Below are 26,700 nucleotides of genomic sequence, written 5' to 3' on the forward strand. Positions count from 1 at the left end.
TCCTTTGATTACGAAGCATCTTTTAGTTCTTGATACGGTTGCACACGTGCGGCCAGTTGTGCTGGGATGAAAGCTGCGATGACACCGAACAGAATCGGTAGGGCAAGCGATACGGCTATCAATAACGGTTCATTCCACGGTACGAGATCGTACAAAACATAAATCGTCGAATAAGCAACGATCAGTCCAATGATTCCGGAAATTAAACCGACCAGGAAGCCTTCAAGGACGATCAATTGACGGATCGCTCCGTTCGTCCAACCGAGTGCTTTTAGGACAGCGAGTGAGGCACGGCGATCGGTGACGTTTTGCCACATGATCTCTCCCGTCGTCAAAATGGCAATCGTGATTGCAACACCCATCGTCACGTAATGCATCGGACCGACTTGCAAGGCAACGAATTGACCGAGCCACGATGTGTAAAGAACACCCTGTAAATGGAACGTCACGAATAAGAAGAACGTCAGCAGTGCCGTCGGTAGAGCAATCGAGAGGACCGACAAACTGTTTCGTTTCCATTTCCCAATCAATTCCTTCAGTGTGAGTGTCACCGTCGAACGAAGCTTCAGTCCGATGCGAGCGGCTTTCGCGTATTCACCGGTCTTGATCGCTTCATACGGTGAGATCCGGCGAATCGTCCACGCTGACCAGATTGCACCAGCCAGGTAGATGAAGAGGCTGAACAGCGCGATCCAAAGAAGACTCCAGCCGTTCATCGCTTCGCTCCGAACGAGCGAGAAGATCCCTTCGACGATTAAGGCGACTGTTGAGACGAATCCGGCGAGGATCGCCGCCTCGATCAAGACGATTTTGTAGAGGTCCTTCGTCCGCCAGCCGAGTGCGAGTAAAACGGCAAATTCTTTCCGGCGGGCGAGCATCGAGACATAACTCGTCGCGAGTACATAGACGATCGCGACCGCAAGCATCGCAAAGATGACACCGGAGAACCCGACGCTCGTCTCACGGAAGATCGTGATCGCAGCACCGATGTGGATCCATGGTTGTTCGATCCAACCGAGCGTCTTCCCGTCATCGACAACCTTCGTGACGACGGGTTGAGGAGAGGAACCTTTGGTGATCGTAGCGATAAGACCAGTCTCTCGTTCGATTTCCGACTTGATACGTTGTAAGGTTTTATCTGATTGTTCACCGACAGAAGAAGCACCCTTTACTTTTAACCGGATCGATGAAATCGATTGATCGCCCATCACCTTTTGGACACTATCGACTGTCGTAAGAACGTTTGGAGAGTTCGTCAACAGACCAATTGGATTCCCGGTCGTGTTGATCGGTTGGGCAGGATTGACTGGTTCATTTTTTGAGTCAAGTACGATACTCGCAGCCGATGGTCGATAGGTCTCCATCGGTAATTCGTTCAATGGATCTTTGGAGACATTGATCTTGTTCGGATCATACAAACCGACGACATTAAACGTCAGATAAGGATTCATTGACTTAAAAGTAGATCCATCCGATTTTTTCATTTTTATTTCATAAGAATCTACCGTCCGGAAGCCACGCTTCGGAAGATAAGAGGATGGTAATATAGCATTTTTGAATGCAGTAGGTGCTGTGTGTACTTCATAAGCATTCTCCCATCGTGTAGGGAACGGACTCTTCACCGTTTGATAAGTCAATGAGCCTGTCTGGGCGACGAGTTGAGCGTTAGTATTTGCTTCCGAATGCGGAAGTACCTTAGTTTTTTGACCGAGTAGGGAATCAAAAAAAGCGCTCTCGACTTTAGAGGCATCGACTTTAATGTCTTGGATGATCTTTCGTTTTTCTTGATCGAGAGGTTGAGGAGCGTTCGATTGAGCTAGTCGTTGATATAATGTGTCGCGTGCTTGTTTCGTTTTCAGATCGACGTTAACTTGTTCTAACTTAAATTGACTATATCCCGTATTGAAGGATTTTGGATTAATCAATACCGGGATATTGAATTCATTGGAACTCTTCTTGCTGGCTGAGGGGACATCCTCCTGGTTGAAGTAACGAAACTTCTTTTGATTCAGGATGCTCTTATCCAAACCGACGAGTTGCGCTTCCGCCTCCGGATCGATTCCGACGATAAGACTATAGGTAAAGGGTTGTATGGATGAAAAACCTTTCGGATCTTGAAGATGGATCAATCGCGTATTCGGAGGAACGAGCGGCTCTTCCATAGTTGAAAAGTAGGCACCATCCTGTGCGATGAGTTCTTTCGAAAATCCACCAGCACCATAATGTGAATTACTCAGTCGATAAATACCAGGCTTGTCTGGAAAGTGAATTTGATTTGGAATCGAGATGCCGATATTGGCGTACCCCATGACAGCAACCGGGGCTGCGATATCAATCGCATTCATTTGTTTGATTTGTTGATACTGTTTGAATGAAATCCCTCCGTTAATCCCATTCAGATAATTCGGTTCGAGTAACTTACTCGACTCGGTCGACATCTGACTGCCTTTCGGTCGCACGACGATATCATACGCAGACGACCATTTCTTTTGTAACGTCTGTTCGACCGTTCCTTGACTGGAATCGGTCAAGTTGAACATCAAACTGAGCCCGGCACTGATGATCAGCGCGCCGACAAGCGTCAGGATGAATTTCCCACGCTGCCGGCGCCATTGATTTAAGACAAAACGGAACATCGTCATTCCTCCTTTTATGGGGTAAAGGCCACGAAAAATGGATGAGACTGTTCATCTAAGATATGTAAGATTCGTTCGCTGAAGTTCGACCACGTTACGCGTCGTAACACTTCTTCGAGCGGGAAAAAACCGACTGCTAAACTTTCACTGCTCGTCTGCGGTTGACCACCAATCGCTTTTGCAAGCCAACAGGTCGCACAGACATTCGCCTCGAGGTTTTGATAGATGCCGCAAAATTTCACGATTTCAATCTCAATTCCAGACTCTTCTTTGACTTCGCGAATGATACCGTCAGCTGCACTTTCCCCAGGCTCGACGATGCCACCCGGAAACTCCCAGCCGCGATCCGGTCCTTGGATCAAAAGAATCTCGTTTTGGTCATTCAAGACGACCGCTCCTGCTGATAACGAATAAATCGATGTCGGTAACATAGACTTCCTCCTGTGAAGAGAGGGACAACGTCTGTTGCCCCTCCGCCAAATATTAAGATGCATCTTTCAGTTCTTGATACGGTTGAACACGAGCGGCCAGTTGTGCTGGGATGAACGCCGCGATGACACCGAACAGAATCGGTAAGGCGAGCGATACGCCAATCAACAACGGTTCATTCCATGGAACGAGGTCATACAAGACATAAATTGTCGTATAAGCAACAATCAGTCCAATGACTCCGGAAATCAGACCGACCAGGAAGCCTTCAAGGACAATCAACTGACGGATCGCGCCGTTCGTCCAGCCGAGTGCTTTTAAGACAGCGAGTGAGGCGCGGCGATCGGTGACGTTTTGCCACATGATCTCTCCCGTCGTCAAAATGGCGATCGTGATCGCGACACCCATCGTCACGTAATGCATTGGACCGACTTGCAGAGCGACGAATTGTCCGAGCCACGATGTATAGAGGACACCCTGTAAATGGAATGTCACGAACAGGAAGAAGGTTAAGAGAGCTGTCGGTAAAGCAATCGAGAGGACGGACAGGCTATTACGCTTCCATTTCCCGATCAGTTCCTTTAGTGCGAGTGTCACCGTCGAACGAAGTTTCAGTCCGACACGAGCCGCTTTCGCGTATTCACCGGTCTTGATCGCTTCGTACGGTGAGATGCGGCGAATCGTCCACGCTGACCAGATTGCACCAGCCAGGTAGATGAAGAGGCTGAACAGCGCGATCCAAAGAAGACTCCAGCCGTTCATCGCTTCATTACGGACATATGAGAAGATGCTTTCGACGATCAATGCAATCGTTGAGACGAATCCGGCGAGGATCGCCGCCTCGATCAAGACGATTTTGTAGAGATCCTTCGTCCGCCAGCCGAGTGCGAGTAAAACGGCAAATTCTTTCCGGCGGGCGAGCATCGAAACATAACTCGTCGCGAGGACATAGACGATCGCGACGGCGAGCATTGCGAAGATGACACCGGAGAACCCGACGCTCGTCTCGCGGAAGATCGTCATCGCGGCACCGATGTGAATCCATGGTTGTTCAATCCAACCGAGCGTTTTGCCGTCATCGACGACTTTTGTGACGACGGGTTGAGGAGAGGAACCTTTTGTAATGGTGGCGATCAATCCAGTTTCTTGTTCAATTTGTTGTTTCACATCTTGAAGCAGTTGTTCTGACTCTTCACTGACGGTCGTTGCACCTTTGACTTTCAGACGAATCGAAGAAATAGCTTGTTCGCCATTGATTGCCCGTGCACTATCGATCGTCGTTAAGATATTTGGTGAACTTGTCAAAAGACCAACAGGATTACCAGATGTATCAATTGATTTTGCAGGGTTGACGGGTTTGCCCTTTGCATCTAAAACAAGATCTGCAGACGAGGGACGATAAGTTTCCATCGGTAACTCGTTTAGTGGGTCCTTTGAGACCTTGATGTTATTCGGATCATATAAGCCGACGACCTTGAATGCAAGGTATGGGAAGACCGTATCCAACTCTCCTGGTTTTGGATTTTTGACCTTACGTCCGACGGATTCAAGGGAACGGAAACCTTTTGTAGGTAAAAATTGTTTTCCGAATGTCCAATTTTTGATCTTAGTTGGCGAAGCCGATACTTCATAGGCAGTCTTCCAGCGACTTGGATATGGACTATTGGCTGGCTTAAACGAGAGTTGTCCAGATTTATAAAGTAGTTGGGCTCCTTCAGCGCTTGTCATATCAACATACGTAGAATTTGTCTTTTCTATAAGTGTTTGAAGATAGTTTTCTTCCACTGTAGATGCTGGAATTTCAAGATGCTGTATTTTTTTTGTAGGATACGTAGTTAACGCTGAATGAAGAACTGAACGTTTCGGTTGTTTTTTTACTAGACCATCAATCAACTTCTGTTGATCCTGCTCTGTTTTAAAGGGAGCATCTAATTTTTCGATTGTGTATTCATAGCTTCCTTTGTTAAAGGAGTTCGGATTGATTAAGACGGGTATAATGTGTTCGTCAGAATAATTACCGGATTGATGTTGATCTGTGCTGTTGAAATATCGAGACTTTTTATTTAAGCGAACACTTTTATCTAATCCGACAAGTCGAGCTTCCTCGACAGGGTCGATTCCAACAATCAATACTGGGTTTCTTGCAATTGCATTTTTAAACGTTTCAATGGGTTCATTGAAAAAAGAAGCATTTTTCGGAACATTTACTTTCGTACCTTGAGAGATATGGATGACGCTATGCGATTGACGTTCTCTCGAAAAACCATTTTCGATAAAATTCGTTTCTGTTAGACGATACATACCGGGTTCGCTTGGAAACTTCAATACATTTTTAAATGAAGTAACAGAGTTTACATATCCCATAACAGCAACCGGAGCTGCAATTTCAATGTCCTTCATTTTCTTGATGGTTTCGTATTGTTTGAAGGAAATTCCTCCGTCGATTCCATTCAAATAGTTCGGTTCCAGTAAATCATTCGACTCACTTGCAAGCTGACTGCCTTTCGGTCGTACGACGATGTCATACGCAGACGACCATTTCTTTTGTAATGTTTGTTCGACCGTTCCCTGACTCGAATCGGTCAAGTTGAACATCAGACTGAGTCCAGCGCTGATGATGAGCGCACCGACGAGCGTCAGGATGAATTTCCCGCGCTGCCGGCGCCATTGATTGATGACGAAACGAAGCATATGTAGTCTCCTTTGCTTGTTATTGGGAGATTTGCGTCTTTAAATAATGTGTAAGATCTTGTTCGAAATGGTGAATCGCTTGTGCATCGAGTGCTTCTACTTCTGCTTGCGCTGCGTAGCGGGTGACGAAGTAAGGAGAGAGTGGCGTCACCAGATGAATGCGCTCCGTCCAGTCTGTCAACGACTCATGACTTCGCCGCTTGAGGGCACGTGGTAATCGTTGGTTAAAATCAAACAGCATCAGGCGCAGTGATTCGATAGGAGGAGTAGGTATCGACTGAGTGATTGTAGAAGAAGTTTTATACTTGAAAGAAAAATTTGATTGATCTTGCGTATCCTCCGCACTCTCTAAGGTATGTTTTCCTGTGAGTCGCTTTCGTTTTTTGATTACAAAATAAATGATGAAACTTCCGACAAAAAGCAACAAGAGAAGGATGATCGAAAAACTAGAGCCTGCCTTTTCTTCTGCTGATTCCAAAAAGCCTGGCGACTTGGTAGCATTGGCTTTTCCACGTGCTGTTCCATCCACTTTTTCCGTTTTACCTGTACTTATACCTAAAATTTCACCTTCAGAATTTTCGTCGATTGTGTTATCGAGTGTACAACTATTTTTTTTGAAAATAAGTTTTGATAAGTCATCATGATTACAATCTCGTACGATCGTCGTCTCCTGTTCCGAGAAGTCTGCATTCCGAAACGCTTCATACGCGGACTGCGTCGATACCGACAGCAACAGAAAAACGACAAGTGAGCCGATAAAGCTCGTGATTAATTTGGCACGAAACGTGTGCAACGCGAGACACCTCCTCATTAACAATACTTAGACACTTTGCACCGTACGCTTCCGGCGGTCTTCAACGATTCGTCCATCCTGCATGAAGAGAATCCGGTCAGCACGTTCGGCGAGTTCTAGGTCATGTGTGACAAATAAAACGCCACATTTGGCTTCACGATGCAGCTCTAGTAACAACTCGAAGATTGCGTCACCGGTCACGGAATCGAGATTACCGGTCGGCTCGTCCGCGAGAATCCATTGCGGATGATGAAGCAGGGCACGGGCGATCGCGACCCGTTGTTGTTGTCCACCGGATAATTGAGCCGGTAAAGCATTCCGTTTATCGTCGAGTCCAACCCGTTCGAGCAGCTCGAGAATCCGCTCCTCTTGATTGAAGGAGGTCTTTTGCTTTAACAAGGCGACCTTTAAGTTCTCAGACACCGTCAGTGCCGGTAATAAGTGAAACTGCTGGAAGATGAAGCCGATCTCTTGCGAGCGGAATTGCGATAACCGTTTGTTCTTCCAAGACGTGATGTCCTGCCCGTCATAGAGGATTTGACCGGACGTCGGACGATCAAGCGAACCAAGGAGACTCAGGAACGTTGATTTTCCAGAACCGGATGGACCGACGAGTGCCGTCACCTCACTTTGTGAAAACTGACCGTTTAGTTGATGCAAGACATCGGTCCGGACACCGCTTCGTTCGAATGTATGCGAAATATCTTGAAAGGTAATATCCATATGACCACTCCTTTTACATAATTTGGTTATGTTTAGTGTATTATTTTTAGAAAATTTTGTCTATTGCGTTTTTATTTCTGATCCAACCGCTTTTTTAACATTTGTTCATAGTTGGTTCATAACTTCTCCCTATGATCGGATTAACACCAATCAAGGGAGGCATTTAACATGAAACGAACACGCAAGAAATGGTTATGGATCAGTGGAGGGGTTATCCTGGTACTCCTGTTAATCGGTTCCACGCTCTTTTTAGGACGAGGAGAGGCACAAGGAACGAAGGAGGTCGTCGAGTCGAAGACATTAAAAACATTCTTCTACTTCTCAGGCACGCTTGAAGCGAAAGATCGACAGACGGTCATCAGTGATCGTGATGTCCGTGTCACCGACGTTCGATTTGAAGAAGGAGATACCGTTAAGTCGGGTCAAACGATCGTCAGCGTCGAAGGAGGAGAAGATTTCAAGGCACCTCGCTCCGGACAACTCGTTCGTCTTGACGTCACGGAAGGCGAAGTTTATGCCCCGAATACTGTCCTCTTCGTTGTTGCAGACAACAAAGAGTTGATCGCTCGTTTGAAAATTGATGAACAAGATATCGAACGGATTGAAGTTGAAGATACGATTGAACTACAGACGGATGCATCTGACAAAACCATCAACGGGAAGGTCGAATCGATTAGTCCAGAAGCTGTGACGGAAAATGGAAGTACGTATTTCAATGCAAAGGTGTCGGTACCGAGCTCGTCAAACTGGTTACCCGGCATGACGGTCGAGGGACGCTTACCGTATCAACTCGCACAAGATGTACCTGTCTTATCGCTCGATGTCATTTCGTATTCGAAGTCGGATCGTCCGTATGTGTATATGAAAAAAGACGGAGAAACGACACGTCAATACATCAAGACGGGCGTGACGGACGGACAGGATATTGAAATCAAGGACGGATTGTCTGCCGGAGACGAGGTCTTCCTGCCGAGTGAGGACGGTGCTTCCGGTCTTCTTCCGACTCCACCAGGAGGTGCATCCTGATGCCGGTCGTTGACTTGCATGAAATTCAAAAAGCTTATGGCGAAGGAACCAATCGTCACATCGTCCTCGATCGAGTATCGCTAACGATCGAGGCTGGTGAATATGTGACGATCCTCGGACCTTCGGGTTCAGGAAAATCAACGCTGATGAACATCATCGGGTGCCTCGATGTCGCTTCAAGCGGCGTCTATCGCTTGCAGGAGCAGCTCGTCCACGATCTATCCGAAGATCAGCTAGCGACGATCCGCAATGAAGAGATTGGCTTCATCTTTCAACAGTTTCAGTTGCTACCGCGCATGAGCGTCCTACAAAACGTCGAATTACCGCTCATCTATGCCGGCGTCTCACGCAAAGAGCGCCGCGCGCGATCGCTTGAGCTCCTGGAACGTGTCGGATTGACAGATAAAGCCGATGCCTTACCGAGTCAACTGTCCGGTGGTCAACAACAACGGGTTGCGATTGCCCGGGCGCTCGTGACGCGACCGACGACCTTACTCGCCGATGAGCCGACCGGAGCACTCGATCAAAAGACAGGGAAACAAATCATGGAGTTGTTCGAGAGCCTCTCGGAGGAAGGGAAGACGATCATCATGATCACACACGATATCAATATTGCTAAGCAAGCCCGCCGGATCATCCGGATCGAGGATGGTCAGGTGACGGAGGTGACGACATGATTCGCGAAACGTTACGGATGGCATGGTCGAATATCTGGCATCATAAGATGCGGTCGTTCTTGACGACGCTTGGTGTCATCATCGGTGTCGCATCGATCATCGCCTTGATTTCGATCGTCAACGGTGCGACGGCCTCAATCAATGAAGAGGTCGCGTCGTTCGGTGCCAATAAATTAACGGTCCAAACGACAGAGACGCCGTTGAAAGAAGGATTATCACCTGCACAACTGGAAGAGTTAAACACGATTAAAGGAACACGCGGTGTCTCACCGACCGTCTCGACGGTCCGGGACCTCCGTGTCGAAAATCATATACTCGACCAGGTGACGATCGAAGGGCGAAATCACATCTATTACCGGGAATCTGAAGATGTCCCGCAAGGACGTGGCATCGTCATCAGTGATGTGACACAACAGACGCATGTCGCCGTCGTCAGTCCGTCCGTCGCCCGGACGCTCTATCCGGGTCAGGTCGCGATCGGTAAGACGATCAAGCTTGATGGACTCGATTACCGGATCGTCGGTATCAGCGACGCGGATAACGACCAAATCGTCATTCCCTATACGACGGCCTTGCGGACGCTTGGAGTGACAGCCGTTAAGCAAGTGGATATCTTCAAGACGGACGCAGCTGACGTCGCGACCGTCAAACGGGATGTCACGGCAAAGCTGTACCAGTTCTATAACGGACGCGACGATACGTATGACGTCGTCAGCTTGGATGAAGCCCTCGATTCGATTGACCAAATCAATACGATGCTCTCGCTCTTGTTGACAGGTATTGCGTCGATTTCCTTGATCGTCGGCGGGATCGGCATCATGAACATGATGCTCGTCTCGGTCACGGAACGAACGACGGAGATTGGCTTACGAAAAGCACTCGGTGCGAAACCACGTACGATCCGCCTTCAGTTCCTCTTGGAATCGATTCTACTGTCCTTGATGGGTGGAGTGATGGGGATTCTTGTCGGAGCGATGCTCGCATTTGGCGTCAGTCTGATGATCAGTACACCGTTCACACTCTCCGTGAGCACGATTCTGCTTGCCGCCGGATTCTCGATCGGTGTCGGCGTCTTGTTCGGTTATATGCCAGCGCGAAAGGCATCTCGTTTGAATCCGATTGAAGCCTTACGAAATGTTTAAGTGAAGGAGGAGGACGATGGTAACGATTTTGATTGCCGAAGATGACCGGAATGTCCGTCTGTTACTAGGCGAGACACTCCGGTCCGCCGGCTTTACGGTGATTGAATCGAGAGACGGGAAAGACGCACTCGATCAACTGGATCAACAACACGTCGATCTCGTCGTAACGGATGTGATGATGCCGCACGTTTCAGGGATCGAACTGGTTGAGCTGCTGCGTGAATCAGGATACGAACAACCTGTCTTGATGTTGACGGTGCTGGATTCCTTTCAGGATAAGGAAGCCGGGTTCACGACCGGTGCCGATGATTATATGGTCAAGCCGGTTGATTTGGACGAACTGTTACTGCGGATCCGAGCGCTGTTACGCCGGTCAAAGATCGTAGCAGCGCAAGAATTAATCGTCGGCGCCCTGCAACTACGAATGACGGACGCAACGGTCGTAACGCCTCATGGTGAGATACCGTTACCACAAAAGGAGTTTCAACTGCTCTATCGCTTGCTCGCACATCCGAAGCAGATTTTTACGCGTCAGCAATTGATGGACGAGATTTGGGGATATGATGCCGAGAGCGACAGTCGGACGGTCGATGTCCACATCAAGCGGTTGCGTGACAAGTTCAGCGCCTATGATGATTTTACGATCGAGACGGTCTGGGGACTCGGTTATAAGGGAGTGATCCAGTGAAACGCTTCGTCCGCTCGATCTCTGGTCGCTTTTTCGTCATCCTCTTCGGTTTATTGTTACTACCACTGCTATTACCGTTCATCATGACGGTCTGGTTCCAGTTCCAAGAAGTCGATCAAGACCTAAATAATCAATTGCAACAACGAACGGATCAGATTGAACGATTGATGCAAGACCAAAGCCTGTCGTTCGCTGAGGCGAGTCAGTATATGGATCAGTCTTTAATTCAAACGACACAATACACGTCGCTCAATCAAGTACAATCATTATCGTCGTCAGAACGTGACCAGTTACAGCAAAAGGGTGAAATCACGATCGATGGAACGTGGCTCGAACCGTCGCAATACATTCGCCAAACGGAGACAGGATATCTCGTCTCGACACCGATTGCCGGACAACGCATCCTTGACGGATTACGAACGTCAGCTGGAATCGGTATCGTCATCACGATCGGCGTCGCCTTCATCCTGACCTGGCTTGCCGTCACGCTCGTGACACGACGGATTCGTAGCATCAGTGAAGCGGCGATTGAAGTGACGAACGGGAACTATGATGTCTCGATCAAGGAAGGTGGAAATGATGAGGTCGCGCTCCTCGTTGAAAACTTCAACCACATGACTGAAGCACTGCGACGAAACGACCATCTCGCAAAGGATCTCGTCGCTTCGATCTCGCATGAGCTGAAGACACCGATTGCTTCGATTCAAGGATTTTCTAGGTTGTTACTGACAGAAGAAAACTCGGATAAACGGCAGCAGTACTTGACGATCATGGAGCAAGAGAGCACCCGTCTATCACGCTTGACGTCGAATCTCGTCCGCTTGTCGCGACTTGATCATCAGACGATCATCGAGCGGAAACGGTATCGCCTTGATGAACAACTTCGGACATGTCTTTTACTACTGGAACAGCAGTGGACGGAGAAATCACTTCGACTGAAGCTTGATTTACCAGAAATGTCCGTCGAGTGGGAAGAGGAACTGATGCAGCACGTCTGGCTGAATCTGCTTGAGAACGCGATTCGGTTTTCGCCAGGGTCGGGAGTGTTAGAAGTGACCTTAAGTGAAGGAGAGAACATTCGTGTCACGATCCGCGATGAAGGACCGGGAATCGCAGAACAGGATTTACCGTACGTGTTTGATCGCTTTTATCAGGGCGAACAATCACGAGCGAATGAAGGACATGGTCTTGGATTATCGATCGTTAAACGAATCATTGATTTACATGACGGTGAGTTGACGATTAGGAATCAGTCGGAGCAAGGCGCAATCGTGACCGTTACGTTAACGGCGCACGAGACGCGTTAATGATGACAGACGAAAAGGAGCGCGGACTTACACGAGACTCTCGTGAAATTCCGCGCTTTATTGCTTTTTTTGATTGTAGTCGTGAAGGTCTTTGATTTCATGTTATGGACTACTTTTTTTTGATGGACTGCTTCTTATAGAAGTGAATAATGACTATCACGAATGCTAAAAGTGTTAAAAAGCCAAATGAATTAAAAAACGCTTCTGCAATCGATTGTTGTGTCGTTAAAATACGTGCAACGAAAATAATGATAGAACTTGCGAATAAAATGACAATGATTCTTTTCAATGGATGGTTTGTAAAAATTAAACCAAGTATAAAGATTATTGAAAAGATACCGATTATTTGAATCAACATCACATATCCCTCTTAGCTACCATAATTTTTGTGTTTGATTCTTTCGTTATGACTTTTAGATTTTGTAATTGACTTTCCAGTACTGTTCGCGCTAAAGGTTCACCTTGTGCTTGAGCACGCTCAAAGGCATAATCACTAAAGATTTTAGCACCGTCCTTGAGCCAGTTCGCACGATACAAGTCGTGTGCTTCACTTATTGATAAGAAGATACCATCCTCGATTTCGACATCATCGTCTACTCCGAACTGAAAGCCGCAACAAAAACAAATTTCGAACGAGGCGTCACCATTTTCATAATAAGCAACGTCGTCCATTCGGTTATATCCACAGACGGGACATGTGTATTTCATGAAAACACCTCATTGCTCAAGAATCTTTTGATACTTGTATCCTTTTAAGATATCTGTTTGATTCGTATAGGTCCAGTCAGCAATGGACTGATCTGGATGCAACTCAAAATAATGATTGAGGATATCACGCCCTAACATGTAGTTACTCCAGCGAGGAATCTCTTTTTGTTCGTTACCTACAACGAAGTCGAGTTGTGATACTTCATGGCTGTTGACGAGATGCACGACATGTTTCTTTGTTGCTTCATCCATATCAACATTCCAAGGAATGGAAACGTCTTTGACGATTCGCTCGGCAAAGGCATCAGCCTTTCCTTCGACAATGACGGAATTAAGAGTCGTATTTAAACTAAAATCGGGTGTATCCATGAGGACTAAGTGATGATATTCATGTGCCGTCGTATATGCTAAGACGTCTTGATCGTAGTTTGGATCCAGGTAGAGAACGAATGCGTCTTTATAGGCGGCTCCTGTAACACCTTTCATCGGCTGGATATCGAAAGAGGATTCAGGATTAATGGGAGCGATAAAAATGGTACTTTTCTTTTTGGGAAGGATCTTATGTGAAGCGATGTATTTTTTTTGGATAATTTTTTTAATGTTGTCCTGCTGTTTCATCAAGTTCTCGACTTTATCGAGTAGCTCTTGTTCGTATACGGTTGATTGCAACATCTGGAAACCTTTCAAGTCGCCTGTCGCGAACTCCTCCTTTTCCCCGACTTTGTCGATATAGTTCAAGACATACTTCGCATAATTCTTTTTATCTATTTCAGGATCATTGTTTTTTAAAGACGCTTGTAGATATTTTTTGTACGGTTTATAGAGAAAAACAATGTTCAATTTACTTTCGTCATCAATTTTTATAGATTCGGATTGTATTTTTTCACACTTTGACATCAGTTGAGTAGTAGGCTGTGATGTCTTTTGCTCTTCTGTACAAGCGGATAAAAGCAGAAAGGGAGCAGTTAAAAAAAATATCAGTAATTTTTTCAAGATACGTTCATCCCCCTCTTTTTTAGGGTGTAACAACATCTGCTGTTCAATTAATCCTCTTTCGCCATATGATCAATGATGATTGGATCACTGTAGGATAAAATGTAAAAATCCTGTTCATGTGTCCTGATGGCAAATAAGTGCAAGTCTCCCCGTTCCGTATAAATTTCCTTCGTTTTCATATACTTCGCAGCGAACTCTCCCAAGATCGATTCTTTTGACTTCACGACTGGATAAGGATTCTGGAGTCTGTCGTCGATGATGCCATGTTCTTGCAACGTTCCTAGGAAAACGGCGTACTTTTCGAAACGCATCAAAAAGTAATCGCGCGAAGGATCGTCAATCAAAAGCTTGTATGTCTCGTCAGCGCCATAAAAATAGAAATCAATCGCGTAATGGTCGTTCGCCTTTAACGACATCGTATCTAGTTCGAGATCATATTCTTCAGTCGTCAGTAAAAAATCGAGATCAATAATCTTCAAAAAAATCACTCCTTTGTGATGATCGATGTCGTCGAACATTATTTTATCGAAGATTTATCGATGAACCACTTCTCCCCATGTTCCGCGATGAAACGGTATTCCGCGCGGTAATGTGTATCGTGACCCTCTTCTTTCATCTTGATGAAGGCAGCATCACCGTTCGTTGCTCTTTGATCAATCAACAGATAGAGGGCTTCGACGCGTAACAATAACATGGATAGGAGTTCAGAACGCGGTCCTTCATAGCCATACGCATCAAGGAACCGACTCACTCGCTTGGCGAAACGTGTGTCATCTTGCTCTGGTGAATAAGCAAGAACGGATTCGTCAGGTGCTTGTCGTCTGCTGCTAAGCGGAACGAACGTATAGAGCGCATAGACGATATCCCAAGCACGTGGACCGGGTGCTGCGAGGTCAAAGTCAATCACGCCACTCAGTTTTTGATCCTGAAAAATCGTATTGTAGACGGCAAAATCGTTGTGGCAGATGACTTCGTGTGGAGTCGGGGTATTGAGCAACGGTGCCCAGTCCGGTGAGACGTCGAAGTCGACTGTCGCGTCATGATACTGGCGCATCAGACGTGCGACATCGTCCAATACGTCGTCATGCCACATGTATGCTTTTAGCGGATAATCGGCCGTTTCACCAGGGAGGAAGGTCAGGATCTCTCGATTTTGTTCGTCGATACCGACGAAACGCGGAACACCGGATAGGCGTTTCGCTTCTAAGTGGCATAATAACCGTTGGACGTTGTTGCTGTTCTCTTTTTGTGAGCGATAAACATGCTCACCTTTTTGATAGACAGCGGAGACATTTCCGCCTGTCAATCGTTGTTCTTCAGACATGAGTGTTCCTTCTTTCTTTTTGTAATCGGTTACATATCGGTTGGTCTTTTTGCATGCGTTGATGAAGAAGCGGGTGCTTTATGCACGATTATTATGTTCTTCAATCAGTCGACACCGCATCGAAGAGAGCATCAAGCGTCGGATTCGTGACATGATCGAGGAATGTGTCAACGTCTTCCGTCGAACGAAGACGAACGATTTTGTCCGCTTCACCTGTAACTGGCGACTCGATTCGTTGCCGCTGATAGATGTCGTAGTACGACGAGTCGCCACGAATCTCTCGTCCATCGCGTTTGGAGTGAGTCAGTCGATTTTAAAAAGTGGCTTCGGGTAAATCGAACCAGACGAGGATCGAGCGGAACGTCGATCGGGAGAATGGATCTAATAATTGTTTCCGACCAATCCGCGTGGTGTTGGCGTTACATAAGATGATCGTCTCGACGGAAGACGTGATTGCCTGTTCGATCAACCATCCCGTCAAGTCATGTTTGATCTGATTCGGTCCTTCTGTTGGAACGAGGTCCGGATAATGTTCGAGCAAAAAGCGTGCTTGAAGATCCTGATCGATGACAAGGCTTGCTGGTAGACGTTGAGTAAGCTGTCGTGCGAACGTCGTTTTCCCGGCATGGGTCGGTCCGATCGTCAACAGGACGGTCCTCATGACGTCAGTTGTTCTTCCGGTAAGCGATCAGCGAGAATCTGCGCGAGCCAATCTTCTTTCGTTCCGAAGCAAGAGGTCGTCTGTCCGATATGATAAAACGTACTGGCCAATGGTCCGGTGAAGTAGGTCGCATCCGGCATACATAAGTAAATCGGGCGATTCGTCGCGAGCGCAATCCCGAGTTCGACGTGACTACTTTTTCCTGCTGGTAACACGAGGACGAAGGCGTCCGCTTGTTGTACGGCTTCGAATTCAGCAAGACCAATCTTTCGTAATGCTTCAGGATCCTCTGCCCGATCATTCATCGTCCAGTCGTATGTTACATCGTGTCCACGCAAGCGGAGTTCATCGCGGAGCCAGCGGACGGTCAACGTGTGATCAAAGCGAGAAGCGATATAAAGGTTCATGTATGGATTCCTTTCTCAAGTAAAAGTAGTTCGATGGCCTGAACGAGCGCGTAGGCTCCGTCAGACGTATTCGATAAGACGGTGACGATCGTTTCCGATTGTGGATAATAGGCGGAATGAAAGCTGACACCCGGGTCGTAACCCATGATGTGCCACTTCTCGTGCGAGGCATCGAGTCGTTTCAGCCAGACGCCGTAACCATAAGACGCAACATCTTTGACTTTGACGTGGGGATGAAACAGTTGCGTGGTCATCGATTCGGACAGCAACTGATGCGTCAGAAGGCTTCGCCAGAAACGTTCCATGTCTGATGCTGTGAGGAAGGCGCCGCCATCAGGTCCGCCAATGATCGGTAACGCATAGTGATTCGTTCGCCACGTTCCGTCTTCATTCTCGATGTGACCGATGGCTGTATCTGCCGGTAGCGAATCGAGTCGGAAGTAACCAGACTGTGTCATTTGCGCCCGAGCGAATAATTCGTTCGTCACGTAATCCGCGAAGGGTTGTTTCGTCAATTGTTCGATCACGAGACCGAGCAGGATGTATCCCGCATTGTTGTAATGAAAACGTTCGCCTGCAGTGAACAGTCTTTTTTGACCTTTAAACAACGGTAAAAAATCGATGGGACGACGCAAACAGTACATCGGGAAATCTTGAAAGACCTCCTCGAAGTCGGTCATCGTCGCTTCATCAAAATAATCACCGATGCCTGACGTATGGGTTAACAGATGATGTATGGTCACACCGTCTAGAACGATTCCTATGTCCGGTAGAATCGGCGCGACGCGTTCGTCGAGTGTAACCTTTCCTTCCTCGACTAACCGTAAGATAGCGACCGCCGTGAAGAGTTTCGCACCTGAGGCAATTCCGAATCGTGTCGTTTCTGTATTCGATGCGCGGTAGCCTCGATGTGCGAATCCGTTAGCATGGCTAAAGATTTGTTCACCTTTCTGGTGGATGGAGACCGCCCCTTCGAGATGCGTAAGCTCCGGTAAAGCAATGAGTTTCTTGTACACGTTCATCACCCTCTCTGCTTCCCATCCTATCGAATTCATTCATGCAAGAAAAGGGAATTATAAGAAAAATTTGAAAAAAATGAAACTTTTTAAACGTGTTGCGTATCTAATAGGGGAGTGATTGCCAAAAAGGAGGATGCCGATGTGTTTCGAAAGTCAGGTACAGCATTATCCGACGCTGCTTTTGAAGCAGCTTTATTCGCAGAAGAAGACTATGTGTACCGTATTTCCTTCATTTATCTGAAAGAGGAGGCGGCAGCGCTTGAGAACGTCCAAGAGGTCGCGTACCGGGCATGGCGTGGGCGAAAGAGTTTACGGGATGCTTCGTATTTTAAGACGTGGTTGACGCGCATCACGATGAATTGCGCTTTCCAGCAACATCGAGCGTCGTTTCAGCCGCTCGCGATCGAACCGAGTCAAACGACTTCGTTTGAAGAGCGTCTCGTCGATCGCTTGTACTTGGACGATTTACTGGATGTCCTCGAGCCGACCGAGCGATCAATCGTCTACTTCCGGTATGAAGAAGATTTGTCATTGCAAGAGATTGCGCAAGCATTCAATGTGCCACTGAGTACGATCAAAAGCACGTTGTACCGCGCACTCGAGAAAGTACGACGACAGAAGGGGATGAGTCTATGAATCACGAGCCAAAAATCTTGATCGATGTACCGTCATCTGTCAGGCAACGGACAATCCAAGGTATCCGCAAAGCGAAACGGCGCCGGCGCTCGGTACAAGCTGTTTGCCTTGCTGCAGGTCTGACGATCATCGGCTTTAGTTCCTTGCATGAGACCGTTCCCGAACAATCATCGCAATCGATGAGGGTCGGCATGTATTATGATGAACAGTTTTACAAAGTATCAAAAGAGATGACGAATTTAGACTGGCAACAGCTGAAAGGGAAGCGACTCGGCGTCACGGATGATGTCTTGACCGATACGCAACTGGAACAGGACACATCTGATTTTGCGTCGAACCTCGATGCGTTTACCGTCTATCAAATCAAGGATGATCCGGTATCTGAGCACGTGCTGGTCGTTGGTCAGGAAGAGGGAAGAGAACGGGTGATGATTCTGTCACCAGAACAGTAGAAGGGGGAAAGGGAGATGAACATCCGGTCTTGGACAACAGACGATCTACCGCAATTGGTCGGTTTGATGACGCAGCTCGGGTATCCGGCAAGCGAGAATGTGTTACGCGAACGGTTTACACGGGTCACCCGTCATCCGGATTATGAATTGCTTGTGTTAGAAGACGACGATATGCTTCTCGGCTGCGTCGGTCTGTTTCAGGCGCAAGCGTTTGAGCACGATACGACCTATGTCCGAATCGTCGCGTTCGTCGTCAACGCGAAATATCGTCGGCAGGGAATCGGACGCCGCTTGATCCGAGCAGCGGAAGACTGGGCGCACGCAAGAGGAGCAACTGCCGTCTTGCTGAACAGTGGTAATCGACCGGAACGCGAAGCAGCCCATCACTTTTATCAATCGATGGGCTACAGCGTGACGAGCACGAGTTATTCGAAATCACTCGCTTCATCGTGATTTACGGAAACCATGGAAAGCACGAAATCCTTGTTGTTCATAAAAAGAAGCAGCTTGACGGGTTGCCAGCAGATCGATCCGCGTCGGATAGGTAAGTTGCAAGTGATCGAGTAACTGTTGTCCGTACCCACGCTTGCGTGCGTTTCGGCTGACGAGGAGCTCACAGACGAACGTCGTCACTGAACCGTCCGTTAAAGCGCGGACATAGGCAAGGATTTCTCCGTCAGACTCAAGGACGAAAGCGGCATTTGCATTCATCCACGCGTTGCGAGTCCGCTCTTGATCAGCGACGAGATCCTGCCATCCTTCTAATGCGTTCAATCGATGAATCTGCTCAAAATCGTCAGGCTGGAAACGGCGAATCTGTTCCGTCATGGCTGGTTCTCCTTTCGTATCAGGTCTTGGAGTGGAGCAGGTAACTGGCACCAGTCCGAAAATTGCGTGTCGGTCAATGGAACATCGCCTGTGCGCTTCCAAATCGCCTGCATGCCGAGGGCGCGCGCCGGTAAGATGTCGTGGTCGTAATTGTCGCCGACATAAAGGACTTCGTCCGGGCGAACACCTAAACGGTCCGTTAAGCGCAAGAAAAATGCCGGATCCGGTTTACGGACGCCTTCTTGTTCCGAAATCCCGATCTGCGTAAAAGAGGGAGACAGTCCGATTGCGTCACAGACAGCACGTTGAAACGTCGTCCGACCGTTCGACAGTAAGCCGATGGGTAGCTCAGGCGGTAATTGCGCAAAAAAGGCGTCGACTCCCGGAAAGCTCCGTGCGAAGATCGGATAACGCGTCACGTAGTCGTGTAGCAGTACTTCAACAGAAAGCGACAACTGGAAGCGACGAATCATTTCCGTATAGACGACGTCCTTCCAGACGCGTCCTTCTTGATCAAGCGCCAAGAACGTCGTGATGTAGTCGTCGATCGGAACATGCGCAACTTCACGAAAACGTTGATGCTGATCCCGAAGGAAATAGGGAAGAGAACCGGACCGGTCATGTAACGTCTCGTCTAAATCAAACAATAGGGCACGAATCAAGGTAAACACCATCTTTCAAAGTATAGAGGAGTGATTATAATGGAACGAATTATGCAACATCAGGGAAAACAAGTGACGTATTATGACGACGGTTCGACAGGTCGACCGTTGTTACTCCTACCCTCGCTCGGTGGGACGTATCAGGACTGGGCGGACATTCTGACGAAACTGACACCGGACTACCGGGTCGTCAGCTTTCATCCGCACGAATGGTCGGACGATTACATCGACGGGACGACCGGCATCTTACGGCAAATCAATCAGTTTCTTAACGCAACGAAGATTACGACTCCGGTCACACTCGTCGGTCATTCTTACGGTGGTCTTGTCGCGCAAGCTTTTGCTCTACATCATCCAGAACGTGTCGCCGGTCTCGTTCTCGTGGATGCGACGTCCGTTGATTTAGCAGAACTCGATCAGCTGGATACACCGATGCTCGACCGAGAAGGGGATGACGCCGTCTGGATCGATCGGTTCGAAGAACTATCAAAAGCAACTGATTTACGTGACCGTTTCCCGGACGGGGATGACCGCACGGATTGGAACCCGGCGTATTACCTGGCGATGCATGCGATCATCTCGCAGTGGAAAAGTGATGCGAAAGATCTTCAACCACGCATGCGCGATCTCGGTATTCCGTTGACCGTTCTTGGACGGGACAAAGCGCAGTCGATCGAAACGATGATGGCTGCTGGTTTTCCAAAAGACGAACTGGAGCGGATGGAAGAAAAATGGCAGGAATTGATTCAGCGACAGGCGAATCTATCCGATCAGGCGAACGTGACGTTCGTTCCGGGAACATCACACCTGATGCATCGCGATCGTCCGGACGTCATCGTAGACGCGATATTGACACTACATCAATTTAAGGAGTTTACCGTATGACACGTATGTATGTACTACATGGTTTAATGGGAACGGCAGCAACACACTTTGCACCACAGCTATCCGCTTTAGCGGATGATTTTACGTTCATTCCGATTGATCTGCCTGGTCACGGAATGACGACGGAACCGGCAACGGAAGATTACTTATCACAAGCAACACGTGCCATCCGCGAACGGATGGCACAGGAAGGTCCAGGATGGATTCTCGGGTTGTCGCTTGGCGCAACGCTTGCGATGCAACTGGCACTCGACCCACCGGACGAACTCGAAGGGGTATGTATCACGGGTTTTTCACCATTCATTCCTAAAGCGATGGAGCCGCTGATGCGCAAGCAACGAGAGTTCTTCCTCGACCTCGAACAACAAGCACCGGAAATTGCCGACCAGTTCGAACAGTTGCATGGTCCTGCCTGGAAAACGACGGCGCGGGCAGTCCTTGATTTGATGACATTCCGTTTCCCAGCACTGACGGAAACGATGCTGCAGTCGATCACCTTACCGGTCGTCATCCTAAACGGAACGAATGAAACATACGAAGTCGACGCAACCGCGTTCGTTGCGGAACATGTGCCAAACGTCATCGTTTTACCGATCGAGGGAGCCGGGCATACGGCGAATCTCGATCAACCGGAACGCTTCAACGCCTTATTGCTTCAAGCGCATCAATCCATGCTGACGACTTAAGCGATCATTCATCTTTTCTTGATACATCTGCTCATCTGCCTCATGCAGGACGTCGTCGACACGGCGTCCTGTTGTCGTATGAACGGCGCCGATTGCGAGTCCGATTTCGTGTGTCGCGAACGTCGAGCGAACGTGTTCGACGAATCCCTCGAACAGCTCAATCGACGGACTCTCGTCGATCAAGACGAATTCATCACCACCGATCCGGTAGCCATGGTCTGTCAAGCGGCGGATGCAAAGTCCTGTTTGTTCAAGCAAGGCATCACCGACCGCGTGACCGAACCGGTCGTTGAGCTCTTTTAGTTCATTCAAGTCAAGCAGAATCACCCCATACGCCGTCTTCTCTTGATCGAGTGTGTGGACAGCCTCGTTGAAGGCATGGCGATTCCCTAGACCAGTCAAGGCATCGATCCGGTATTGATCGAGCAATGCCTGTTGTGATTTCAACTGTTCGTCAATGTTACGGATCACCCCTTGGATGGCAACGATCTGCCCATTTTCGCAAATGGGTGTCGCATATTCTTCGAACCAGACGTACGTTCCGTCATTCGTCCGCCAGCGTTGCCGAAACGGCTGATCGTAGTCACAGTCGCCCGAAATCTTCGACATCAAGACTTCGATGTCTTCCGGATGAATCCGCGCGAAACACTCGTCCGGATCCATGTAGCTGGCTGCTGCCACGCCTTTCCCCATATGGTCATCGAGGGAAGGACTGATATAACGAAACCGATATTCCGGCTGCACTTCGAACACGTAGAAGATATCTTTACACAATGCGATTGTATCCGGCTGTTGCTGGCGGAATAACCGGAAACTGATCAACATGATAAGACCACCTACAATCAATCCCAATACAAATATGACGTCCACCTCCTCTATTCATCGACCATCATATCATAATTGGGTTTTATTACCTATAATTTACAAAAAACACTCTACTTCAATCGTAGAGTGTTTTTGGATTAATTTAGCTCAATGCAGACACGAAATCCTCGGCTCGCATAATAGGAATCCGCTCCGTTGTGATAGATGAACGTCGTCTCATAACGACGATCTCCGAACAAAGCGCCACCTTTTTGACGGATCACGTCCGGCGTCGCAAGCCAGCTGGAGGTTTTTTCGTCAAACGAAAACTGCGTCTGTAGTTCTTGATACTGTTCTGGTGTTAAGAGGTGCACCTCTAGCATCTCAATCATCGACTCGACACTTGCTGCGGGCGCATTTTTCTTGCGACCAAGTCGAGCAGATTCATCAAAACAGACACTTCGACGACCAGCTGGACTCTCTTTGGCAGTGTCGACGATGACGAGTCGTCCAGCAAGGGTTACGACATTCGGCTCGCCGCCTGTTTGTTCCATCCAAGCGAGGGCTGTTCGTTTGGATGACGTCAGGCGAGACTCGACCTCGTCATACGAAAGACCATCGTGGTAATTAGTAGTAGATTCAAAGCGATCACGAAATGTCCTGAGTTGTTCCTCCATCAGTAAAACCTCACTTTCCTAGTTCCTTTTTTCCATTATTCAATGAATCCGCTTCCAGTGCAATCGTTTAGTGACTGAATAAGTCAATCTGAAGACAATTGACAAATGAAATCGGACTGCCTACACTAATTGTACATATCCGGTTTCTGTTGCGATCGCGCGTACAGGAACGACATTCAGGAGAGGAGCCCAACCGTATGCGCTGGATCAGTTATGCGGCTGTTGTGACGATTCTTTCGTTCTTAGCGTTCACAGCATATTCGTTCTTGACGACGATCGACTTTGAGATCGTCTATCAGTTCGGAACGTTTGCGATGACGTTATCCTATTTTATCTTTGGTTTACCGATGTTATGGATCGTCCGCCATTATCCATTGACCCTTCGTTTACTCATCTACGTGACGACGAGTAGTGTCGTCCTGTTTCTTTTCATTGGTTTGTATGAAGCATGGCATGATGCATCGCTGTCTCCGCTACCACCAACCGGAAGCATGATTCAGTTCACGGCTCTTGCTTGTCTATTATTCGTTTTACCGTATGAGATCGTCTATCGTAAAAATTTCGTTTCCATTCAACCACGTGTTTCTTGACAGTATTCTTGTTCCTCAAGAGTGCTGTTTTTTATTTCCTTTCTTTTAGAAGGAATTCCCAATAAATTCTTGAATAGTACGTTATCACGAATATATGGAGGGCTTACATATGGAAGGAACATTTCAATGCAAACAGATGGGAAAATCATTTTCGGGAGACGGAGTCGAGACACATGCGTTACAAGACATCGAAGTGACGCTTGAAGCAGGTGACTTCATCTCAATCATCGGTCCATCAGGTTCTGGAAAGTCGACGTTACTCAGTCTAATCGGAACGCTCGATCGTCCGACGAGTGGGGAGTTGCATTACGACGGAAAACCAATCAACAAATTAAACAGTAAAGAACTATCCGACTTCCGTTTCGAGAACATCGGCTTCATCTTCCAGCAGTTTCATTTGATTCCGACGCTGACGGCGCTTGAGAATGTCATGGCGCCTTTGTTCGGTCGAAAAGTACCATACGATAAAAAAGAACGCGCCGAGCAGTTACTTGCACAAGTCGGTCTTGCTGATAAAGCAGGCAGTTTGCCGTCGCAACTTTCCGGTGGACAACAACAACGGGTCGCCGTTGCCCGAGCACTTGTTCATGAACCGAAATGGTTGCTTGCCGATGAGCCGACAGGGAACCTCGATACGGATACGGGAGAAATCATCTTCAATCTCTTACGGTCATTAAACGAAGAGAAAGGCTGCGGCGTCTTGTTCGTCACCCACGATCCGGCACTCGCCGAACGGGCGAACCGAACGATCGAGATGCGAGATGGCGTCATCATCGAAGATCGTCTCGTGCGTGTCTGAGCCTCGTTTTTGAACTCCGTTCCTCCACGCTTTACACTGAAAGGGTAGAGGAGGAATGCGTGATGCGACTAGGAATACTGGATCAAGTGCCGTTACACGAGGGCGATACGGTCGAAGCGACGATGGAAGCGACGGAACGACTCGTCTTAGAAGCCGAGCGACTCGGTTACGAACGGTACTGGTTCGCTGAACATCATAATACGAACGGGTTGCTCAGTGCGGCACCGGAACTGTTCATCGCCCGAATGGGTGCGAAGACGTCAAAAATCAAGCTTGGTTCAGGTGGCGTGTTGTTGCCGCAGTATCATCCGCTGAAAGTCGCCGAGAGCTTTGCGACGCTCGATGCGTTTTATCCGGGACGAATCGAACTCGGGATCGGTAATTCGCCGGGCGGGAGCGAACGGACACGACTTGCGTTGACGGATGGAGAAGAAAACCGGGCGGCGGAGTTTAGTCGACTCGTCGATGAGACGGCGGGCTTTTTAACAGACAGTCTATCGAATCGACACCCGTACCGGATCGTCAAGACGACACCACGTGACCGGAAACCGTCACCGATTTCGATCCTAGGTCTGTCACCACGTAGCGCGCGGATTGCAGCTGAACAAGACCGTGGTCTCGTGTTTGGTCACTTCATCAATCCGGATCGTTGGGAAGAGACGCTCTCGACATATCGCGAGGCGGGCGGGAAGAACGTCATCGTCTGTGTTTTCGTTATCTGTGCTCCGGCACAAGAAGAAGCAGAACGTCTCGCTCGAACACAGGATGCCTGGATTCAAGGCGTCCGACTCGGGAATTCGATCGTTCCGTCATTTAAGACGACAGAATCAAAGGTCTGGAATGACGTGCAAGTAGAACGGATTCGCAAAGATCGCCGGCGAGCGATTGTTGGGACACCGGATGTCGTTGAGCGTGAGCTAGAGGTATTAGCAACGCGTTATCAAACGGATCAATTTTTACTGATCAACAATGCCTTTGATCAAGAAAAACGATTACAGTCGTACCAGCTCATCGCGGAACGACTACTCTAAACAGAACAGGACCCCTCGTTAGCTGTTTGGCTAATGAGGGGTCCTGTTAATAAATTCTACATTCAATTAACGTTGAGCCGTTGGACGAATCAGGATCTCGTTAATCGCGACATCTTCTGGTTCGTTAACGGCGTAAGCGATGGCACGCGCAATCGCGCTCGCATCGATCGCTTTCAAGTCACCAATCCCTTGTTTGATCTCGTCATCCGAGATATGGTCCTTCAGTTCTGTATCGACCGCTCCCGGTGAGATGATCGTTGCACGGATGTGATTGTCGACCGATTCTTCCTTGCGGAGACCTTCCGTGATCGCGCGAACGGCGAATTTCGTACCGCTATAGACGGCGCTCGACGGCATGACTTCGTGACCTGCGACAGACGAGATGTTGATGACATGTCCGCTTTTTTGTTCGCGCATGTACGGCAAGACGGCTCCGATTCCGTGGAGAACACCTTTAATGTTGACGTCGACCATCGTATTCCATTCATCCTGTTGATTCTTGTGGAGGTGTGATAGTGGCATCAATCCAGCGTTATTGACGATGACATCAACTGAGCCAAACTTGTCTTTCGCAAGCTTAGCGAGTGCATCGACTTGTTCGCGATCCGTGACGTCCGTCACTTGGTAGACGGCTTGACCACCTTCTGCTTCAACGGCTTTGACGAGTTCTTGCAAACGATCTTCCCGGCGTGCAGCAAGAACGAGTTTTGCTCCTTGTTTTGCAAGTTCTTTAGCGGTTGCTTCCCCAATCCCGCTTGATGCTCCTGTAATGATGACGACTTTATCCTGAATCATCTGAACTCCTCCTTTTGAATAACGTACTCCTTGAGAGGTATTGCCGCTTTTATTGATTTGAAAACATTGTGTAGGAGGTTGCCTCGTGAAACAACAAACGTTTATTGGTATAGTGCTGATTAGTTTAGGGTTACTCTTCTCGCTGGATCCTTTCCGCCATCAACCACCAGCACCCGACGTGACGATTGAAAATCGTGAAGCAAAGGTGTACTTAGGAACCTATACGTGGTCGGGTCTCTTTTTAGGAGAGACGGCTGATGCAAAGATCGGACCAGTTGAACAAGTAAAAAAGAAACAAGGTGAACGCGTTGCACCGGAAGAACAGATGTCGATTCTTTTTCGAGATGGTCCGCATCCAAAAAATGTTGCCGTTGAGTTATGGTCCGTTACAAATGGAAAAAAGCTTAGAACGTTTCAGGACGTAGAAAATATCACTTTGCCAACGACCCGTGGAAAATATGTCTATCAGATTAGAGCAGGGTGGGAAGAAGGAAACGGTTATTTTGCCATTCCGATCGAAGTGGAATGATCATTTTCAAAAAACGTGTTGACGAAGTATGCGGGAAATGATAGACGGATTAGATTGTTGACCTCTTTTTAGTTGAAAGAGGTCTTTTTTCGTTAAATA

The 26,700-nt window shown here is 48.0% G+C and carries 32 protein-coding genes; 15 read left to right on the forward strand and 17 right to left on the reverse strand.

Annotated features, from left to right (window positions below; all coding sequences use genetic code 11):
- Positions 1–8: 8 nt before the first annotated feature.
- From NOM72_RS06200 to NOM72_RS06220, 5 genes are read right to left on the reverse strand one after another with little or no spacing between them, the layout of a single operon-like run.
- On the reverse strand, positions 9–2,636 hold the full coding sequence (locus NOM72_RS06200; RefSeq protein ID WP_255998236.1) for an ABC transporter permease: 2,628 nt from the start codon (positions 2,634–2,636) through the stop codon (positions 9–11).
- 14 nt (positions 2,637–2,650) lie between these two features.
- Positions 2,651–3,067, reverse strand: a complete 417-nt coding sequence (locus NOM72_RS06205) for an NUDIX hydrolase (protein ID WP_055968256.1) — start codon at positions 3,065–3,067, stop codon at positions 2,651–2,653.
- 52 nt (positions 3,068–3,119) lie between these two features.
- Complete coding sequence (locus NOM72_RS06210) at positions 3,120–5,756, reverse strand: ABC transporter permease (protein ID WP_255998238.1); 2,637 nt, start codon at positions 5,754–5,756, stop codon at positions 3,120–3,122.
- 19 nt (positions 5,757–5,775) lie between these two features.
- Entirely contained in the window at positions 5,776–6,549 is a 774-nt protein-coding gene (locus tag NOM72_RS06215; RefSeq protein ID WP_255998240.1) for a hypothetical protein, read from the reverse strand.
- A 27-nt stretch (positions 6,550–6,576) separates the two neighbouring features.
- Positions 6,577–7,272, reverse strand: a complete 696-nt coding sequence (locus tag NOM72_RS06220) for an ABC transporter ATP-binding protein (RefSeq protein ID WP_023468400.1) — start codon at positions 7,270–7,272, stop codon at positions 6,577–6,579.
- A 168-nt stretch (positions 7,273–7,440) separates the two neighbouring features.
- Between NOM72_RS06220 and NOM72_RS06225 the strand changes: the two genes are divergently transcribed.
- Genes NOM72_RS06225 through NOM72_RS06245 form a run of 5 tightly spaced genes read left to right on the forward strand, consistent with a single transcriptional unit; the run spans position 7,441 to position 12,112 of the window.
- Complete coding sequence (locus NOM72_RS06225; RefSeq protein ID WP_255998242.1) at positions 7,441–8,298, forward strand: efflux RND transporter periplasmic adaptor subunit; 858 nt, start codon at positions 7,441–7,443, stop codon at positions 8,296–8,298.
- Positions 8,298–8,975 (forward strand): ABC transporter ATP-binding protein, encoded by a 678-nt coding sequence (locus NOM72_RS06230; RefSeq protein WP_255998244.1) that lies wholly within the window; start codon positions 8,298–8,300, stop codon positions 8,973–8,975. The genes NOM72_RS06225 and NOM72_RS06230 overlap by 1 nt, the downstream gene beginning before the upstream one ends.
- Positions 8,972–10,117: an ABC transporter permease gene (locus NOM72_RS06235; RefSeq protein WP_255998246.1), complete on the forward strand. Its 1,146-nt coding sequence runs from the start codon at positions 8,972–8,974 to the stop codon at positions 10,115–10,117. The genes NOM72_RS06230 and NOM72_RS06235 overlap by 4 nt, the downstream gene beginning before the upstream one ends.
- A gap of 16 nt (positions 10,118–10,133) precedes the next feature.
- Positions 10,134–10,805, forward strand: coding sequence for a response regulator transcription factor (locus tag NOM72_RS06240; RefSeq protein ID WP_255998248.1), 672 nt, complete (start codon positions 10,134–10,136; stop codon positions 10,803–10,805).
- Positions 10,802–12,112, forward strand: coding sequence for a HAMP domain-containing sensor histidine kinase (locus tag NOM72_RS06245; protein ID WP_055968244.1), 1,311 nt, complete (start codon positions 10,802–10,804; stop codon positions 12,110–12,112). Before NOM72_RS06240 ends, NOM72_RS06245 begins: the two co-directional genes overlap by 4 nt.
- A gap of 357 nt (positions 12,113–12,469) precedes the next feature.
- On the opposite strand, the gene NOM72_RS06250 is transcribed toward NOM72_RS06245, so the two are convergent.
- Genes NOM72_RS06250 through NOM72_RS06265 form a run of 4 tightly spaced genes read right to left on the reverse strand, consistent with a single transcriptional unit; the run spans position 12,470 to position 15,140 of the window.
- A complete protein-coding gene (locus NOM72_RS06250; RefSeq protein WP_255998251.1) occupies positions 12,470–12,820 on the reverse strand; it encodes a hypothetical protein in 351 nt (116 codons plus the stop codon).
- Positions 12,821–12,829: 9 nt separating this feature from the next.
- A complete protein-coding gene (locus NOM72_RS06255; protein WP_255998253.1) occupies positions 12,830–13,813 on the reverse strand; it encodes a DUF2268 domain-containing putative Zn-dependent protease in 984 nt (327 codons plus the stop codon).
- 50 nt (positions 13,814–13,863) lie between these two features.
- Positions 13,864–14,295, reverse strand: coding sequence for a hypothetical protein (locus NOM72_RS06260; protein ID WP_255998255.1), 432 nt, complete (start codon positions 14,293–14,295; stop codon positions 13,864–13,866).
- A gap of 38 nt (positions 14,296–14,333) precedes the next feature.
- Positions 14,334–15,140, reverse strand: a complete 807-nt coding sequence (locus NOM72_RS06265; RefSeq protein WP_255998257.1) for a phosphotransferase — start codon at positions 15,138–15,140, stop codon at positions 14,334–14,336.
- A 61-nt stretch (positions 15,141–15,201) separates the two neighbouring features.
- On the opposite strand from NOM72_RS06265, the gene NOM72_RS06270 reads away from it, so the two are divergent.
- On the forward strand, positions 15,202–15,474 hold the full coding sequence (locus tag NOM72_RS06270; protein ID WP_255998259.1) for a hypothetical protein: 273 nt from the start codon (positions 15,202–15,204) through the stop codon (positions 15,472–15,474).
- On the opposite strand, the gene NOM72_RS06275 is transcribed toward NOM72_RS06270, so the two are convergent.
- The 3 genes from NOM72_RS06275 to NOM72_RS06285 are packed head-to-tail and all read right to left on the reverse strand — an operon-like array spanning position 15,454 to position 17,230.
- On the reverse strand, positions 15,454–15,801 hold the full coding sequence (locus NOM72_RS06275) for an AAA family ATPase (protein ID WP_255998261.1): 348 nt from the start codon (positions 15,799–15,801) through the stop codon (positions 15,454–15,456). The two genes, NOM72_RS06270 and NOM72_RS06275, sit on opposite strands and share 21 nt — an antisense overlap.
- On the reverse strand, positions 15,798–16,208 hold the full coding sequence (locus NOM72_RS06280) for a TIR domain-containing protein (protein ID WP_023468387.1): 411 nt from the start codon (positions 16,206–16,208) through the stop codon (positions 15,798–15,800). Before NOM72_RS06280 ends, NOM72_RS06275 begins: the two co-directional genes overlap by 4 nt.
- Positions 16,205–17,230, reverse strand: a complete 1,026-nt coding sequence (locus tag NOM72_RS06285) for a serine hydrolase domain-containing protein (RefSeq protein ID WP_305120358.1) — start codon at positions 17,228–17,230, stop codon at positions 16,205–16,207. The genes NOM72_RS06280 and NOM72_RS06285 overlap by 4 nt, the downstream gene beginning before the upstream one ends.
- A gap of 138 nt (positions 17,231–17,368) precedes the next feature.
- Between NOM72_RS06285 and NOM72_RS06290 the strand changes: the two genes are divergently transcribed.
- From NOM72_RS06290 to NOM72_RS06300, 3 genes are read left to right on the forward strand one after another with little or no spacing between them, the layout of a single operon-like run.
- Positions 17,369–17,863 carry an RNA polymerase sigma factor gene (locus NOM72_RS06290; protein WP_035397238.1) on the forward strand — a complete coding sequence of 165 codons (495 nt, stop codon included), beginning with the start codon at positions 17,369–17,371 and terminating at the stop codon, positions 17,861–17,863.
- Positions 17,860–18,315 carry a hypothetical protein gene (locus NOM72_RS06295; protein ID WP_023468384.1) on the forward strand — a complete coding sequence of 152 codons (456 nt, stop codon included), beginning with the start codon at positions 17,860–17,862 and terminating at the stop codon, positions 18,313–18,315. The genes NOM72_RS06290 and NOM72_RS06295 overlap by 4 nt, the downstream gene beginning before the upstream one ends.
- 15 nt (positions 18,316–18,330) lie before the next feature.
- Positions 18,331–18,768: a GNAT family N-acetyltransferase gene (locus NOM72_RS06300; protein ID WP_023468383.1), complete on the forward strand. Its 438-nt coding sequence runs from the start codon at positions 18,331–18,333 to the stop codon at positions 18,766–18,768.
- On the opposite strand, the gene NOM72_RS06305 is transcribed toward NOM72_RS06300, so the two are convergent.
- Both NOM72_RS06305 and NOM72_RS06310 read right to left on the reverse strand, forming a co-directional pair.
- Positions 18,760–19,143, reverse strand: coding sequence for a GNAT family N-acetyltransferase (locus tag NOM72_RS06305; RefSeq protein ID WP_023468382.1), 384 nt, complete (start codon positions 19,141–19,143; stop codon positions 18,760–18,762). The two genes, NOM72_RS06300 and NOM72_RS06305, sit on opposite strands and share 9 nt — an antisense overlap.
- The gene (locus NOM72_RS06310) at positions 19,140–19,805 is read right to left on the reverse strand and encodes an HAD family hydrolase (RefSeq protein ID WP_052017117.1); all 666 of its coding nucleotides are present in this window, start codon (positions 19,803–19,805) and stop codon (positions 19,140–19,142) included. Before NOM72_RS06310 ends, NOM72_RS06305 begins: the two co-directional genes overlap by 4 nt.
- Positions 19,806–19,844: 39 nt before the next feature.
- Here NOM72_RS06310 and NOM72_RS06315 point away from each other — a divergent pair, with 39 nt between their 5' ends.
- Both NOM72_RS06315 and NOM72_RS06320 read left to right on the forward strand, forming a co-directional pair.
- Positions 19,845–20,690 (forward strand): alpha/beta fold hydrolase, encoded by an 846-nt coding sequence (locus NOM72_RS06315; protein WP_255998267.1) that lies wholly within the window; start codon positions 19,845–19,847, stop codon positions 20,688–20,690.
- Positions 20,687–21,376 (forward strand): alpha/beta fold hydrolase, encoded by a 690-nt coding sequence (locus NOM72_RS06320; RefSeq protein WP_052017118.1) that lies wholly within the window; start codon positions 20,687–20,689, stop codon positions 21,374–21,376. Before NOM72_RS06315 ends, NOM72_RS06320 begins: the two co-directional genes overlap by 4 nt.
- Here the strand turns inward: NOM72_RS06320 and NOM72_RS06325 are convergent.
- Positions 21,338–22,201, reverse strand: a complete 864-nt coding sequence (locus NOM72_RS06325; protein ID WP_023468378.1) for a sensor domain-containing diguanylate cyclase — start codon at positions 22,199–22,201, stop codon at positions 21,338–21,340. The two genes, NOM72_RS06320 and NOM72_RS06325, sit on opposite strands and share 39 nt — an antisense overlap.
- 137 nt (positions 22,202–22,338) lie before the next feature.
- A complete protein-coding gene (locus NOM72_RS06330) occupies positions 22,339–22,857 on the reverse strand; it encodes a DUF4256 domain-containing protein (protein ID WP_255998269.1) in 519 nt (172 codons plus the stop codon).
- Positions 22,858–23,054: 197 nt separating this feature from the next.
- On the opposite strand from NOM72_RS06330, the gene NOM72_RS06335 reads away from it, so the two are divergent.
- The 3 genes from NOM72_RS06335 to NOM72_RS06345 all read left to right on the forward strand — a co-directional run bounded on the left by NOM72_RS06335 (position 23,055) and on the right by NOM72_RS06345 (position 25,277).
- Positions 23,055–23,447: a hypothetical protein gene (locus NOM72_RS06335; protein ID WP_023468377.1), complete on the forward strand. Its 393-nt coding sequence runs from the start codon at positions 23,055–23,057 to the stop codon at positions 23,445–23,447.
- A 109-nt stretch (positions 23,448–23,556) separates the two neighbouring features.
- Positions 23,557–24,246: an ABC transporter ATP-binding protein gene (locus NOM72_RS06340; RefSeq protein WP_023468376.1), complete on the forward strand. Its 690-nt coding sequence runs from the start codon at positions 23,557–23,559 to the stop codon at positions 24,244–24,246.
- Between the two features lie 62 nt (positions 24,247–24,308).
- On the forward strand, positions 24,309–25,277 hold the full coding sequence (locus tag NOM72_RS06345) for an LLM class flavin-dependent oxidoreductase (protein WP_255998270.1): 969 nt from the start codon (positions 24,309–24,311) through the stop codon (positions 25,275–25,277).
- 66 nt (positions 25,278–25,343) lie between these two features.
- On the opposite strand, the gene NOM72_RS06350 is transcribed toward NOM72_RS06345, so the two are convergent.
- Positions 25,344–26,072: an SDR family oxidoreductase gene (locus NOM72_RS06350; RefSeq protein ID WP_023468374.1), complete on the reverse strand. Its 729-nt coding sequence runs from the start codon at positions 26,070–26,072 to the stop codon at positions 25,344–25,346.
- Positions 26,073–26,157: 85 nt separating this feature from the next.
- Here NOM72_RS06350 and NOM72_RS06355 point away from each other — a divergent pair, with 85 nt between their 5' ends.
- Positions 26,158–26,601 carry a hypothetical protein gene (locus NOM72_RS06355; protein WP_055968215.1) on the forward strand — a complete coding sequence of 148 codons (444 nt, stop codon included), beginning with the start codon at positions 26,158–26,160 and terminating at the stop codon, positions 26,599–26,601.
- The last annotated feature ends 99 nt before the right edge of the window (positions 26,602–26,700 follow it).

Source organism: Exiguobacterium sp. LL15, from assembly GCF_024436095.1.
GTDB lineage: Bacteria > Bacillota > Bacilli > Exiguobacteriales > Exiguobacteriaceae > Exiguobacterium_A > Exiguobacterium_A indicum.

What these genes read in the sequence shown, in the direction of transcription:
- NOM72_RS06210 (WP_255998238.1), bottom strand. Translation starts at nt 5,756, where the DNA reads ATGCTTCGTTTCGTCATCAATCAATGGCGCCGGCAGCGCGGGAAATTC.
- NOM72_RS06350 (WP_023468374.1), bottom strand. Translation starts at nt 26,072, where the DNA reads ATGATTCAGGATAAAGTCGTCATCATTACAGGAGCATCAAGCGGGATT.
- NOM72_RS06340 (WP_023468376.1), top strand. Translation starts at nt 23,557, where the DNA reads ATGGAAGGAACATTTCAATGCAAACAGATGGGAAAATCATTTTCGGGA.
- NOM72_RS06220 (WP_023468400.1), bottom strand. Translation starts at nt 7,272, where the DNA reads ATGGATATTACCTTTCAAGATATTTCGCATACATTCGAACGAAGCGGT.
- NOM72_RS06250 (WP_255998251.1), bottom strand. Translation starts at nt 12,820, where the DNA reads ATGAAATACACATGTCCCGTCTGTGGATATAACCGAATGGACGACGTT.
- NOM72_RS06225 (WP_255998242.1), top strand. Translation starts at nt 7,441, where the DNA reads ATGAAACGAACACGCAAGAAATGGTTATGGATCAGTGGAGGGGTTATC.
- NOM72_RS06320 (WP_052017118.1), top strand. Translation starts at nt 20,687, where the DNA reads ATGACACGTATGTATGTACTACATGGTTTAATGGGAACGGCAGCAACA.
- NOM72_RS06325 (WP_023468378.1), bottom strand. Translation starts at nt 22,201, where the DNA reads ATGTTGATCAGTTTCCGGTTATTCCGCCAGCAACAGCCGGATACAATC.
- NOM72_RS06315 (WP_255998267.1), top strand. Translation starts at nt 19,845, where the DNA reads ATGGAACGAATTATGCAACATCAGGGAAAACAAGTGACGTATTATGAC.
- NOM72_RS06345 (WP_255998270.1), top strand. Translation starts at nt 24,309, where the DNA reads ATGCGACTAGGAATACTGGATCAAGTGCCGTTACACGAGGGCGATACG.
- NOM72_RS06285 (WP_305120358.1), bottom strand. Translation starts at nt 17,230, where the DNA reads ATGAACGTGTACAAGAAACTCATTGCTTTACCGGAGCTTACGCATCTC.
- NOM72_RS06205 (WP_055968256.1), bottom strand. Translation starts at nt 3,067, where the DNA reads ATGTTACCGACATCGATTTATTCGTTATCAGCAGGAGCGGTCGTCTTG.
- NOM72_RS06270 (WP_255998259.1), top strand. Translation starts at nt 15,202, where the DNA reads ATGAAGAAGCGGGTGCTTTATGCACGATTATTATGTTCTTCAATCAGT.
- NOM72_RS06305 (WP_023468382.1), bottom strand. Translation starts at nt 19,143, where the DNA reads ATGACGGAACAGATTCGCCGTTTCCAGCCTGACGATTTTGAGCAGATT.
- NOM72_RS06335 (WP_023468377.1), top strand. Translation starts at nt 23,055, where the DNA reads ATGCGCTGGATCAGTTATGCGGCTGTTGTGACGATTCTTTCGTTCTTA.
- NOM72_RS06230 (WP_255998244.1), top strand. Translation starts at nt 8,298, where the DNA reads ATGCCGGTCGTTGACTTGCATGAAATTCAAAAAGCTTATGGCGAAGGA.
- NOM72_RS06330 (WP_255998269.1), bottom strand. Translation starts at nt 22,857, where the DNA reads ATGGAGGAACAACTCAGGACATTTCGTGATCGCTTTGAATCTACTACT.
- NOM72_RS06240 (WP_255998248.1), top strand. Translation starts at nt 10,134, where the DNA reads ATGGTAACGATTTTGATTGCCGAAGATGACCGGAATGTCCGTCTGTTA.
- NOM72_RS06200 (WP_255998236.1), bottom strand. Translation starts at nt 2,636, where the DNA reads ATGTTCCGTTTTGTCTTAAATCAATGGCGCCGGCAGCGTGGGAAATTC.
- NOM72_RS06300 (WP_023468383.1), top strand. Translation starts at nt 18,331, where the DNA reads ATGAACATCCGGTCTTGGACAACAGACGATCTACCGCAATTGGTCGGT.
- NOM72_RS06280 (WP_023468387.1), bottom strand. Translation starts at nt 16,208, where the DNA reads ATGAACCTTTATATCGCTTCTCGCTTTGATCACACGTTGACCGTCCGC.
- NOM72_RS06295 (WP_023468384.1), top strand. Translation starts at nt 17,860, where the DNA reads ATGAATCACGAGCCAAAAATCTTGATCGATGTACCGTCATCTGTCAGG.
- NOM72_RS06265 (WP_255998257.1), bottom strand. Translation starts at nt 15,140, where the DNA reads ATGTCTGAAGAACAACGATTGACAGGCGGAAATGTCTCCGCTGTCTAT.
- NOM72_RS06235 (WP_255998246.1), top strand. Translation starts at nt 8,972, where the DNA reads ATGATTCGCGAAACGTTACGGATGGCATGGTCGAATATCTGGCATCAT.
- NOM72_RS06275 (WP_255998261.1), bottom strand. Translation starts at nt 15,801, where the DNA reads ATGAGGACCGTCCTGTTGACGATCGGACCGACCCATGCCGGGAAAACG.